The following is a 13,140-nucleotide window of genomic DNA, read 5'->3' as shown; positions in this document are numbered from 1 at the left end:
ATAAGTCGCCTCCTATATTATAAAATTCAGATAGACCTACTTTATCATTTTTTCAAAAAGTTTTCCACAACCAGAAAGGAATACGATGAACTTTCTCTTTTTCCACAGAATGTATAAAAATACAAAGAGTGAATAAACAGGAGGGAAAAACATATACACAGCTTACAGAAAAAATGTGGAAAGAATCCTTTTTCCACTAAGGAATTCACAAATAAAGCAAAAATAAGGCGCTGGTAGATAAGGTTGAAGAAGAGTTATGCACAAAACTTATCCACCATGTGGACAACTTACTAATAGGCACTTTTTCTGGGGAAAAAACTTTTGGAAAATCTAGGTGCCTTTTTTGTGGAAAAAAGTTATTCACATTAAGAAGGAGCTTATCCCCAGATTTTGTGGATAAAAAAATACTTCACATAAAAAATAAGCTAGTTTATTAGCCTCTTTTTCATTTCGTGATTGACAAAGTAGGGGAAGAGTCGTTATAATATTCGGGTATGTCTATGTAATGTTAGCTATGGAGGTGTATTTCAATGAAAAGAACTTATCAACCAAATAAACGTAAACGTCAAAAAGTTCATGGATTCCGTAAACGCATGAGCACTAAAAACGGCCGTCGCGTATTAGCAAGCCGTCGTCGTAAAGGAAGAAAAGTACTTGCTGCTTAAGCCACTGCCGGTCAGTGGTTTTTTTTGTATCTAAAATGAGATTCTTAAGGAATTTTTCTGCTGAATAAGGATGCTTCCTTATTTTGAAGTATGGTATTATTGTCAGGTATAGATTTAAAAGAAACGAAGGAAGCTAGATGAAAAAAAAATATCGGGTCAAAAAAGAACGAGAATTTCAAAAAGTGTTTCAAGAAGGTGCTTCTTTTGCGAATCGAAAATTCGTGGTATACCGTCTAGAACCTTCTGGTCAGAAACATTTTCGAGTAGGCATATCCGTCGGTAAAAAGGTTGGAAATGCCGTGATGCGGAATCAGGTAAAGCGGAAAATTCGTGCAATCTTGCAAGAGTTAAAGAATGACCTGCCGCCAATAGACTTTATTGTGATCGCGCGACCAACTACAAAAGACTTGCCTTACGATGAAATACGTTCGAATCTTATACATGTTTTAAAATTAGCCAAAATATTAAGTTAGGAAGGAAACAGATTTAGGTGAAGAAATATAAAAAAATATTATTGATGACAGGATTATTAAGCCTTGTCTTCTTACTATCGGCCTGTGGGACAGGGGAAGTGAGTGCGCATAGTACAGGTGTGTGGGACCGCTATGTAGTCTATTATTTCGGTCAAGCTATCAAAGGACTAGCTTTTGGAAATGTCGGAATAGGGATAATTTTATTTACTATTATTATTAGAATTATTTTGATGCCGTTAATGCATTTTCAAACCAAAAGCATGCGAAAAACACAAGAATTACAACCTAAAATCAAGGCCTTGCAGGAAAAATACAGCTCTCGTGATCAAGAAACACAACAAAAGCTGCAAGCGGAAACTAAAAAATTATACGCAGAAAATAATGTGAGCCCTTACGCAGGATGTTTGCCGCTTTTAGTACAAATGCCCGTTATGATGGCTTTGTATCAGGCAATTTTGCGAATTCCAGAGTTAAGATCAGGACATTTTTTATGGTTGAATTTGAGTCAATCCGATCCTTATTTCATTTTACCAATTCTTGCAGCGGTCTTTACTTTTGCAAGTAGCTATCTATCAAGTATGAGTCAACTAGAATCGAATGCATCATTAAAAATTATGAATTTTGCAATGCCTGTCATGATTTTTGTTATGGCATTAAATTTAGCGAGTGGTTTGTCTTTATATTGGGTTATTTCAAATGCTTTCCAAGTGATTCAAACATTGTTAATCAATAATCCATTTAAGATCCGCCGAGAAAGAGAAGAAGTTGCTCGACAAATTCGTGAAAGAGAACGGGCATTAGAAAAAGCTAAACATCCAAAGAAAAAACGAAAAAAATAAGGACAGATATGTTCGAAGCATATTAATTTTTATATAGAATACAACTGAGGAGGTCTAGAAGATGCCTGTTTATGAGGGTCCAACAATTGATGATGCAATCTCAAAAGGACTGCAAGCTTTAGGGGTGAAAAAAGAAGCTGTCGATATTGAAATTTTAACAGATGCAAAAAAAGGTTTCTTGGGAATGGGAAAAAAAGATGCTCGTGTTTCCATTGAACCAATTAATGTCGAAGAACCTGTAGTTGCTGCTGAAACGAGTAAAGAATCGACAGAAGAGGAACCAACATTTGCTGAAGAAAAAACAGAAGAAAAAATTCAACAAGTAGTTGAATCAAGTAGTTCTGACAGTCAGCTAATTGATTTAGATGAAGAAGAAGCAATTAAAGAGTTGGCGCTTTATTTAACGAATGTTACCAATGACATGGGCGTACCGGCATTAGTAAAAATACAGCATGAAGCTAACGGTTTGATTGTTATGAATTTAGAAACGAGTAAGCAGGGTATGCTGATTGGTAAACATGGCAAGATATTAAATGCCTTACAATATTTAGCGCAGGTTTTTCTACATCGTGTAGCAAAAGAAAAGCTGTCTGTAGTCGTGAATGTTGGAAACTACCGTCAAAAACGCGAAGAAGTCTTAACACGGTTAGCACAGCGAACTGCAGAAAAAGTAAAAGAGACAGGGAGACCAGTCTTTTTGGAACCAATGCCAGCGTTTGAACGAAAAATGATTCATTCAGCTTTAAGTAAAGATGAATACATTAAAACTCATTCTGAAGGCGAAGATCCTTATCGTTACCTAGTTGTTGAACCAGCCAAAAAATATTTTTAGAAATCAGAAGCTGTGCCAAATGTTTGGCTCAGCTTTTTCTTTAGCAAAATTTGAAAAATAAGGCTATTTCGACAGGTATGCTTGAATTGTCAATAAAAATATGCTAATCTTACACCAGAATTTTGTAGAAAAAGCAGTCAAAGTGCTCAATCTACTCCTTGATCAAGGGGTGGAGTAGGCACTTTTTTTATGTTCTTAATTCATTAGGAGGAAAAAAGTTGGCAGAGATTACCTTAGAATTTGATACGATTGCAGCAATTTCAACCCCGCCAGGTGAAGGGGCAATAAGCATTGTGCGCTTGAGCGGCGATCGAGCGGTAGAAATTGCAGATAGTGTCTATAACAGCGGAAAAAAATGTTTGTTAGATGTGCCATCACATACGATTCATTATGGGCACATTATAGACCCCGCGAATCAGCAAGTAGTTGATGAAGTAATGGTCAGTGTTATGCGGGCACCGAAGACGTTTACACGTGAGGATATTGTAGAAATAAACTGTCATGGTGGAATTGTAGTGGTCAATCAATTACTGCAGCTTATTTTACGTTCTGGAGCACGCTTAGCTGAGCCAGGTGAATTTACTAAAAGAGCCTTTTTAAATGGTCGAGTAGATCTTTCTCAGGCAGAAGCGGTAATGGATTTGATTCGAGCAAAAACAGATCGGGCAATGAATGTTGCAATTAATCAATTAGACGGCAACTTGTCTCATTTAATTCGTCAACTGCGTCAAGAGATATTAGAGACGTTAGCACAGGTAGAAGTAAATATCGATTATCCAGAATATGATGATGTGGAAGAATTAACTACCCAATTATTATTAGAAAAAGCACAACAAGTCGGGCAGCAAATTGATGCTTTGTTATTGAACGCTAAACAAGGAAAAATTTTGCGTGAGGGATTGAGTACAGCCATCATTGGTCGTCCCAATGTCGGTAAATCAAGCTTGCTAAATTATCTTTTACATGAGGAAAAAGCGATCGTGACAGAGATTGCTGGGACGACACGCGACGTAATTGAAGAATATGTTAATGTACGTGGTGTACCTTTGAAATTGATTGATACCGCAGGAATCAGAGAGACAGATGATGTGGTAGAACGAATTGGTGTGGAACGCAGTCGTAAAGCGTTAAGTGAAGCAGACTTAATACTACTGGTGTTGAATCAAAGCGAAGCACTAACGGCAGAAGATAAAGAATTATTAGAAGCTACCAAAGGGTTAAAACGAATTGTTTTATTAAATAAGACGGATCTGCCAAGTCAATTATCACCACAAGATCTTAAATCCTATCTTAGTGAAGATGAAGTATTTGCAATATCTGTTTTGGAAAAAGCGGGTTTGGATCAATTAGAAGAGGCAATCGCAAAACTTTTCTTTGGAGGTCAGACAGCTGAAAAAGATGCTACTTATGTATCGAATACGCGGCATATTGCCTTGCTGGAAAAAGCAGGACAATCATTAAAAGAAGTTCACAATGGTATTATGGCAGGCATGCCAGTAGATCTAGTTCAAATAGATATGACACGTTGTTGGGATTATTTAGGTGAAATTGTTGGCGATAGTGTACAAGACGAACTGATTACGCAATTATTCAGTCAATTTTGTTTAGGAAAATAAAGAGGGAGATGCTACATGGAATATCAAGCAGGAACATATGATGTAATCGTTGTGGGTGCAGGACATGCCGGTTCTGAAGCGGCATTAGCAGCAGCACGCATGGGACAAAAAACCTTATTGATTACAATCAATTTAGATATGGTGGCATTTATGCCATGTAATCCCTCCATTGGTGGTCCAGCCAAGGGAGTGGTTGTAAGAGAAATCGATGCACTCGGTGGCGAGATGGGACGTAATATTGATAAAACATATATCCAAATGCGGATGTTAAATACAGGTAAGGGTCCCGCAGTAAGAGCTCTGCGTGCACAAGCAGATAAGCACGCTTATGCGGAAGAAATGAAACACACGATTGAAAAAGAAGTCAATCTAACCTTGAAACAAGGTGTTGTTGATCGTTTAGTTGTGGAAGAAGGAATCTGTAAAGGTGTTGTAACATCAACAGGGGCTGTCTATTCAGCTAAAGCAGTTATTATCACTGCAGGTACAGCTTTACGCGGTGAGATTATTATCGGTGAGTTGAAATATTCGTCAGGTCCTAACAATTCACAACCATCCATCAAGTTAGCAGATCATTTACAAGAACTTGGTTTAGAGATTCATCGCTTTAAAACAGGGACACCTCCACGAGTGAAATCAGGATCGATTGACTATAGTAAAACAGAAATTCAGCCTGGTGACGAAAAACCTAATCATTTTAGTTATCAAACACCAGATAGCCAATATTTACAAGAACAGATTCCATGTTGGTTAACATATACAAATTTGAAAAGCCATGAGATTATTCAAAATAATTTACATCGTGCGCCAATGTTTACAGGAATTGTTGATGGTGTAGGTGCCCGTTATTGTCCTTCCATCGAAGATAAGATCGTACGTTTTGCTGATAAAGAACGCCACCAATTATTCTTAGAACCAGAAGGTCGTCATACAGAAGAAGTCTATGTTCAGGGATTGTCAACATCGTTACCGGAGGATGTGCAAAATGAAGTCCTACATTCGATTGAAGGCCTAGAAAAAGCTGAGATGATGCGAACCGGCTATGCTATCGAATATGATATGGTCGCTCCTCATCAATTACGCCCAACACTTGAAACAAAAGTGATTGAAAATCTTTATACAGCTGGACAAACGAATGGAACAAGTGGCTATGAAGAAGCTGCTGGTCAAGGATTGATGGCCGGAATTAATGCTGCATTAAAGATTCAAGGAAAAGAACCGTTCATTATGAAACGCAGCGACGGGTATATTGGAGTTATGATTGATGATTTGGTGACGAAAGGAACGAATGAACCTTATCGATTATTAACATCAAGGGCAGAATATCGTTTGATTTTACGTCATGATAATGCAGATTTACGTTTAACAGAAATCGGGCATGAGATTGGCTTAGTAGAAGAGGAGAACTATCAAGCATATTTGATTAAAAAGGCGCATATCGAAGCAGAAATGGCTCGGTTACAGTCGATTCGGATAAAACCCAGCGAAGAAGTTCAAAGCTTTCTAAGAGCTAAAAATAGCGCAGAATTAAAAGATGGTGTTTTAGCGAGCGACTTTTTGAAACGCCCGGAAATCTCTTACCAAGAATTGCTACAGTTCATTCCTGCGAATGAGGAGTTAACAGAAAAAGAAGTAGAACAGGTAGAAATTCAAATTAAGTATGAGGGCTATATCAAAAAAGCGATGGAAAAAGTAGAAAAATTGAAGCGAATGGAAGCAAAGCGTATCCCAGAACGAATCGATTATGAGGCAATTAATGGTTTAGCTACAGAAGCAAAGCAAAAACTTCAAAAAATTCAGCCAGAAACAATCGCTCAAGCTAGTCGTATCAGTGGTGTAAATCCTGCTGATATTAGTATTCTGATGGTTTATATTGAACAAGGGAAGATCGCTAAAGTGGGTAGTACAACTGAGTGATGTAAGTCGAAAGCCATATTAAAACGTATGCATATGAACGCACAAGAAGAGGACAATCCCAAACGGTTTGTCCTCTTTTTCAATCTACAAAATAAGTAATTCTATAAAAAGAGACCTCCATAAACAGACTTGTATTATACACATTTGTTTATGGAGGTATTCAGATTCGTTTAATTCAATTTTAGTGTTGCCAGCATTTTACGTAATTCGACAACAGGAACCTGTCCAGGAGCAGATGCCGTTCCAGCAGAGCCAAACGTTGCTGCAGAACCGAAAACTTGTCCAGAAACGCGGCTGACCATTCCAAGTGCTCCCATTGACATAGTAATTAACGGAACTTTAGCGAACTCTTCATACATTTCACGAGTAGCTGCTAATAAAGTTAACACATCAGCAGAATTATTTGGCATTACAGCAATTTTACAGATGTCTGCGCCTTTATCTTGCATAGCACGTAAACGAGTAACTAATTCATTTTTTTCAGGTGTTTTATCAAAATCGTGATTGCACATAATAATTTTAATTCCGTTTTGATGAGCCAATTCAATGGTTTCAGCAACTTCTTTTTCTGGCATGAATAACTCCACATCCAATAAGTCTAATTCACCCTCGGCTATGATGGTTTTATAAAGGTTAAAGTATTCTTCATCCGAAAGTTCACAGACCCCGCCTTCTTTTTTCGTACGAAAGGTAATTAACAAGGGTTTGTTTAAGATAGCCTTCAAATTATGTGAAAGGGTAGCGACAGATTGTGGATCTTGAACATGTTCAAAGAAATCAATTCGCCACTCCACTAGATCGCAATCTAATGTATGAACCTTTTCTGCCTCATCTAATAAATCCTCTTTTGTTTTTCCAACTATTGGTACTATAATTTTTGGCAAACCTTCGCCTATCGTAACTTGATCAATCGTTACTGTTTTCATTTGATTCCTCCTAATCTTTAAATAAAAGTTCTTTAATATAATCGACGGGCATGTCTTCTCCGGTGAACAGTTTAAAGGCAGCGGCTCCTTGATAAAGCATCATACCAAGTCCATTGATCGCTTTTTTTGCCCCATGTTCTTTAGCGAATTTCAACAACTTCGTTTCACGAGGAGAGTAGACCACATCAAAAACAACTAAGTCTGGACGGATCATAGCGGGATCATTAATCAAACTCATATCTTCCAAGGGTTTCATTCCAATACCTGTTGCATCGATGTAAATAGCACTTTCTGCGATAGATGCCTTGAAACTATCTTGATCCGCTAAATCCGTCACAGATGCTAGACAATCAGTGTTTTCGTTAATTTTTCGAGCAGTTTCTTCAGCATTTGGGAAAACAGCATCGTTAGCATTAAAGATTCGTAACTCTTTGGCACCATCAAAAGCAGCTTGGATTGCAATAGCTGTACCAGCACCTCCAGCCCCCGTTAAGGTAATGATTTGGTCCTTTACTTCGACGTCTTCATCTTTCAGAGCCTCCATTGCTCCTATCCCATCTGTATTGTACCCTACAAGATGTCCTTTACCATCAATATTAGTAACTGTATTAACGGCTCCAATTAGAGCAGCTTCAGGTGATACTTCATCTAAATAAGGAATGATGGCTTGTTTATTAGGCATTGAAACGTTTGATCCTCGGATGCCTAAGGCGCGAATTCCTTGTACCGTATCTTTTAATTCATTATTTCCTACTTCAAAGGCTAAATAAGCGTAATCCAGTCCCAATTTCGCAAAGGCTTCATTATGCATTGTTGGTGACATGCTGTGGCGAATTGGGGTAGCGATTAGACTAATTAATAATGTGTGTCCAGTAAGTCTTTCTGTCATAGCAGAGTTCCTCTTTTCTATATTTTTATTGCTCAACGTTTCTCAATTGAAGCGTTCTCTATTTTTTAGTTATTATGAAATTAATCACAATCTACAATTTCTATTGTAGATTTTAATGGGTTGGAAAACTAATGCTTTATATTGATAAAATCAATAAAGCAAATAAATAAAACGATTAGCTCAAGACTAATCGTTTTATCAATTTATTGTAGCGATGAACAATCACAAATGAAGCCATTAGGCCAATGATATTTAAAAGAACGACAAACCAAAAAACATAGGTAATTCCTTGTTCACTGATCACGCCTGTAATATAAGGAGTAACCATGATAGAGACAGAAGTGGCAAGTGAATAATAACTGGTGTACTTGCCTTTCTTTTTTGGAAATAACTCTAGCATTAGGGCTAGTCCTAACTGCCAAATTCCGCCAGCCGCAAAGATTCCGATACAAATAGCTGCTATAACTACCGTTATGAAGTTTGGAGATAGAAGCATCAAGAGTAAAGATATTCCAGAAATTAAAAGACAGAAACAGATAAATTTAGGAATATTGATCCCTTTTTTTACTATACCAGAAGTAAAAAATACGGAAATAAAGGAGCCTGTACTGTAAAGACTAACGAAAATTAGGCTATTTTCATGGGAAACGATCTGCATACTTTCAGCATATTGAGGAATCCATAAGATGAAAATATTAAATAATGAGACAGAAACAAAAGAAAAAACCAATAAAGCGATGCCATCTATTTTAAATTTTCCGCGATTTTTAGGTTCAACAGTTGTTGTAATTTCAGTGTCTTTCTTTATGATTGTTGTAGAATTGGGAAAACGTGCAAAAAGTAGATAGAACATGTTTACAAATAAACACACTGCGCACAGGATAAATGGCCATCCAAAAAACAGCTTATGTTGTAGCAAATAACGCGTAATAAAGGGCAAAAGAAATTGACCAAGAGAGATAAAAGCCTTATTTAAGACACTTAATGAACTATTTACTCGTTCATCTGGATAAGCCTCGACGAGTGTTGGATAAGTACTAGTATCTAGAAAAGCATTACTAACACCACCAAACATCGCTAAGAAAAATGCTAGATGGTAACTAGGACTTAAAAGCATGCCGCAAAAGAAAATCATATATGAAACGATAGCAATTAATACGGTCTTTTTTCGTCCGAATTTATCTGAAAAATAACCGGAAAAATACAAGCTTAATATTCTTCCAAGTCCAATAGCACTCATAACTAATGTTACTTGTGCAGTTGAGGCCTGCCAATGTATTTTCAAATTTGTCATATTTTGAGATAAAATAATGGCTGCCATTCCTTGAAAAATATAATTAAAATACAGGCTAGAAATTAAAAGATGGTACTTCTCTTTTTTCATAAGAGACTCCTTTCATGTGATTTATTTCACTTGAAGTCACCCACATAGTAACGCAATTTTATTATGAAAACTAATGATTTATATCAATAAAATTGATAAAATCTATTTATCAAATAAGTAGTTACCTTTTTGTGGGGTGAAGTAATGAATTTGCGACAATTAGAGTTTTTTGTAATATTGGCTCAAACAGAACATATGACACAAGCTGCGAAAGAATCGAATACATCACAGCCTAATATCAGTCATGCAATGACAATGCTAGAACAAGAGATAGGTGTGAGACTATTTGAAAAAAAGGGACGAAATATTCAATTGACCCGCCATGGACGGATTTTTTACGAGTATGTCGCACCAGCATTGGTTGAGATAGAAAAAGGCCAACGTAAATTGCAGGAGATGGTCGATCCTGATTCTGGTGAAATTCAATTTGGATTCATTTTTACGATGGGAGCAAATCTGGCACCAAAATTAACACAATCTTTTCATGAGAAAGGCCATCAAAAAATTAATTTTGAATTTCAGCAGGGAAACTCCAATCAAATTATTCAAATGTTGCTTGAGGATCGCATAGATATTGGGATTTGTTCAAAAGTAAGTAACGATTCCGAATTAATTTATCAAATTTTAACACAGGAAGAGATGGTAGTGGTAGTCCCATTAGAGCATCCTTTGGCAAAATATGACACTATTTCTTTGGTGGAGACCATCAAATATCCATATGTCTACTATAGTAAGCAAAGTGGATTACGCCCGTATCTAAATCAACAAATAAAAAAACTAAATTTAGATTTAGATATTGTTTGTGAATTGGAAGAAGATCATAGTATTTTAGGCTTTGTGGGTCAAAATTATGGGATAGCTATAATGCCTAATATTCCATCAATCAGGTCTTTTCCTGTTAAAAAAATAAAGATTACAGATGAGCTGGACGATCGGAACATTTACTTAGCGGTGAAAAAAAATAATTTAGAAATTCCGGTTTTGAAAAAATTTTACGATTTCTGTTTAGAAAATGCGAATAAAAAGTGGGATTAAGCCTTTCTTAATCTCTATGTGAAACATACGTAAACCATTGCATGTAAAGCAATAATGCGTTAAAGTAGAGGATAGTCTGTGAAACATTTTGCTGTTTCACGAAAATGAAAGGATTTCTTATGACACCAGAAGAATTTCAATTGGAATTAAGTAAGCAAGGAATTGAACTAAACGATAAACAAATGGAACAATTTGCGGCTTATTTCCGTTTATTAGTTGAATGGAATCAAAAGATGAACCTTACGGCGATTACTGAACACAAAGAAGTTTATCTAAAGCATTTTTATGATTCTATCACATTGGCGTTTTTAGATACGTTTAAACCTGAAGGACAACTGTGCGATGTAGGATCAGGTGCTGGCTTTCCTAGTTTACCGTTAAAAATTGTTTTTCCAGATTTAGAAGTGACAATAGTTGATTCTCTGAATAAACGAATCACTTTTTTAACAACATTGGTAGAAGAACTGCAGTTGGATGGTGTGCATCTTTACCATGATAGAGCAGAATCTTTTGGAAAAAATTCAAAATTTCGTGAAGGATTTGATTTTGTAACTGCTAGAGCAGTAGCGAGATTGAATGTATTGACGGAGCTTTGCTTACCGTTAGTCGAAAAGGAAGGCTATTTCTTTGCCTTAAAAGCAGCAAAAAGCGAAGAAGAATTATCTGAAGCGAAGCATGCAATTGCTCTTTTAGGAGGTAAATTGATTAACGCAGAAGATGTTTCATTACCCAATGGTGATACGCGTCATATTATTACAGTGCAAAAAAAGAAAGAGACACCAAAAAAATATCCTCGTAAACCAGGTTTGCCTAATAAGCAGCCGATAAAATAATTCATTTAAGTAGTACAACTTATTTTCCATTTGGGAATAAATTTTTTAGTAGAAACTAGGAGGAAATTAGATGGCACGGATCATATCTGTTGCAAACCAAAAAGGCGGGGTCGGTAAAACGACAACGACTGTTAATTTGGGTGCGTGCTTAGCGTATGATGGAAAGAAAGTCTTGTTAATCGACAGCGACGCACAAGGAAACGCTACGAGTGGCTTAGGTGTGCGTAAGCCTGATGTGAAACAAGATATTTATGACGTTTTAGTAAATGAGGTCCCCATCAAAGAAACGATTATAAAAACCTCAAGAGAAAATCTATCAATCGTACCCGCTACGTTACAATTAGCAGGAGCGGAAATTGAATTAACATCAATGATGGCTCGGGAATCTCGTTTAAAAAGTGCTTTAGCAGAAGTTAGCGATGAATATGACTTTATTTTAGTGGACTGCCCCCCATCATTGGGGCATTTAACTATTAATGCATTTACTGCTAGCGATGCTATCTTAATTCCAGTTCAATGTGAATATTATGCATTGGAAGGATTGAGTCAGCTTTTAAATACCGTTCGTTTGGTTCAAAAACATTTTAACCCGGGATTAGAAATCGAAGGCGTACTGTTAACCATGTATGATGCCCGAACAAACCTTGGTGCAGAAGTGGTTGAAGAAGTTCGTCGCTATTTTCAGGAAAAGGTTTATGATACGATTATTCCAAGAAATGTCCGTTTATCTGAAGCACCTAGCCATGGTAAGCCTATTATTGATTATGATCCACGCTCGAAAGGTGCAGAAGTTTATCAAGCTCTAGCAAAGGAAGTGTTAGTTCGTGAGCAAAAATAAAGGATTAGGACGCGGAATTGATGCCTTATTTCAAGATCTTTCTGAGATTGAAGAAGTAGACATGAAGAAAGATCAAGTGATTGAAATTCCTTTAAGTGATTTACGCCCCAACCCCTACCAACCACGGAAATCTTTTGACGAAACCACTTTGCAGGAATTAGCAAACTCAATTGAACAATCTGGCGTCTTTCAACCGATTATCGTAAGGAAGTCCGCTGTTAAGGGATATGAACTAATTGCCGGTGAACGTCGCTTCCGTGCTTCTAAATTAGCAGGTAAGGAAACAATTCCAGCCATCATTCGGGAGTTTGATGAGGAAGCCATGATGCAAATTGCTGTATTGGAGAATTTGCAAAGAGAAGACCTTAATCCCTTAGAAGAGGCAGAAGCCTATGAAATGCTAATGAAGAATTTAAAACTTACGCAAGCTGATGTAGCAAATCGTTTAGGGAAAAGTCGCCCCTATATCGCAAATTACTTACGTTTGTTGACGTTACCTAAATTAGTTAAAGAAATGGTGCAAGATGAACGCTTATCAATGGGCCAAGCGCGTACCTTGTTAGGTTTAAAGAAAAAAGATCAAATTTTGAAACTAGCAAACCGTGCAGTAAAAGAAAATTTGACAGTGCGTCAGTTAGAACAGATTGTTAATGAGTATAATGAGGGGAAAGCAAAGGATAAAAAAAAGGTTCCTCGCTTATCCAAGGAAAAACCCTACTATTTGCGTGAAAGTGAAGACAGGCTGATGGACAAGTTTGGAACGGGTGTAGAAATCGTTGAAAAAGACGGTAAAGGTAAAATTTCGATTGAGTATCTATCCCCATCAGATCTTACACGTATCTTAGATATTTTGAATATCCATTTTGATGAATCATAAATGTGTGTATAGCCAA

Annotated in this window: 13 protein-coding genes; 10 read left to right on the top strand and 3 right to left on the bottom strand. The window is 36.8% G+C overall.

The genetic code is table 11. The features are described 5' to 3' along the window. Positions 1-530 precede the first annotated feature (530 nt). The 6 genes from rpmH (at position 531) to mnmG (ending at position 6,342) form a co-directional block, all read left to right on the top strand. Entirely contained in the window at positions 531-665 is a 135-nt protein-coding gene (gene rpmH, locus IGI50_RS15600) for a 50S ribosomal protein L34 (RefSeq protein WP_006703104.1), read from the top strand. 137 nt (positions 666-802) lie between these two features. Then, positions 803-1,138, top strand: a complete 336-nt coding sequence (gene rnpA, locus IGI50_RS15595) for a ribonuclease P protein component (protein WP_218256257.1) — start codon at positions 803-805, stop codon at positions 1,136-1,138. Positions 1,139-1,155: 17 nt separating this feature from the next. Then, positions 1,156-1,977 carry a YidC/Oxa1 family membrane protein insertase gene (locus IGI50_RS15590; protein WP_010747421.1) on the top strand — a complete coding sequence of 274 codons (822 nt, stop codon included), beginning with the start codon at positions 1,156-1,158 and terminating at the stop codon, positions 1,975-1,977. Positions 1,978-2,038: 61 nt separating this feature from the next. Continuing rightward, complete coding sequence (gene jag, locus IGI50_RS15585) at positions 2,039-2,809, top strand: RNA-binding cell elongation regulator Jag/EloR (RefSeq protein WP_438777553.1); 771 nt, start codon at positions 2,039-2,041, stop codon at positions 2,807-2,809. A gap of 218 nt (positions 2,810-3,027) precedes the next feature. Then, entirely contained in the window at positions 3,028-4,425 is a 1,398-nt protein-coding gene (mnmE, locus tag IGI50_RS15580; RefSeq protein ID WP_438777552.1) for a tRNA uridine-5-carboxymethylaminomethyl(34) synthesis GTPase MnmE, read from the top strand. A 15-nt stretch (positions 4,426-4,440) separates the two neighbouring features. Further along, positions 4,441-6,342 carry a tRNA uridine-5-carboxymethylaminomethyl(34) synthesis enzyme MnmG gene (mnmG, locus tag IGI50_RS15575; protein ID WP_438777551.1) on the top strand — a complete coding sequence of 634 codons (1,902 nt, stop codon included), beginning with the start codon at positions 4,441-4,443 and terminating at the stop codon, positions 6,340-6,342. A gap of 170 nt (positions 6,343-6,512) precedes the next feature. Here the strand turns inward: mnmG and aroD are convergent, their stop codons facing one another. From aroD to IGI50_RS15560, 3 genes are all read right to left on the bottom strand, one after another. Further along, positions 6,513-7,268 (bottom strand): type I 3-dehydroquinate dehydratase, encoded by a 756-nt coding sequence (aroD, locus tag IGI50_RS15570; protein WP_438777550.1) that lies wholly within the window; start codon positions 7,266-7,268, stop codon positions 6,513-6,515. Positions 7,269-7,278: 10 nt separating this feature from the next. Then, complete coding sequence (locus IGI50_RS15565) at positions 7,279-8,157, bottom strand: shikimate dehydrogenase (protein ID WP_438777549.1); 879 nt, start codon at positions 8,155-8,157, stop codon at positions 7,279-7,281. Between the two features lie 175 nt (positions 8,158-8,332). Next, positions 8,333-9,541 (bottom strand): MFS transporter, encoded by a 1,209-nt coding sequence (locus IGI50_RS15560; protein ID WP_438777548.1) that lies wholly within the window; start codon positions 9,539-9,541, stop codon positions 8,333-8,335. Positions 9,542-9,685: 144 nt separating this feature from the next. Between IGI50_RS15560 and IGI50_RS15555 the strand changes: the two genes are divergently transcribed. The 4 genes from IGI50_RS15555 to IGI50_RS15540 all read left to right on the top strand — a co-directional run bounded on the left by IGI50_RS15555 (position 9,686) and on the right by IGI50_RS15540 (position 13,124). Continuing rightward, a complete protein-coding gene (locus IGI50_RS15555) occupies positions 9,686-10,576 on the top strand; it encodes a LysR substrate-binding domain-containing protein (protein WP_218256250.1) in 891 nt (296 codons plus the stop codon). A gap of 119 nt (positions 10,577-10,695) precedes the next feature. After that, positions 10,696-11,409: a 16S rRNA (guanine(527)-N(7))-methyltransferase RsmG gene (rsmG, locus tag IGI50_RS15550; RefSeq protein WP_438777547.1), complete on the top strand. Its 714-nt coding sequence runs from the start codon at positions 10,696-10,698 to the stop codon at positions 11,407-11,409. A gap of 70 nt (positions 11,410-11,479) precedes the next feature. Continuing rightward, positions 11,480-12,247 (top strand): ParA family protein, encoded by a 768-nt coding sequence (locus tag IGI50_RS15545; protein WP_010747430.1) that lies wholly within the window; start codon positions 11,480-11,482, stop codon positions 12,245-12,247. Beyond that, a complete protein-coding gene (locus IGI50_RS15540; protein WP_010747431.1) occupies positions 12,234-13,124 on the top strand; it encodes a ParB/RepB/Spo0J family partition protein in 891 nt (296 codons plus the stop codon). The genes IGI50_RS15545 and IGI50_RS15540 overlap by 14 nt, the downstream gene beginning before the upstream one ends. The last annotated feature ends 16 nt before the right edge of the window (positions 13,125-13,140 follow it).

Source organism: Enterococcus sp. DIV0170, assembly GCF_051710765.1.
GTDB classification, from domain to species: domain Bacteria; phylum Bacillota; class Bacilli; order Lactobacillales; family Enterococcaceae; genus Enterococcus_A; species Enterococcus_A raffinosus.
The sequence above is the reverse complement of the archived record's forward strand: the minus strand, read 5'-3'. Positions and strand labels throughout refer to the sequence as shown.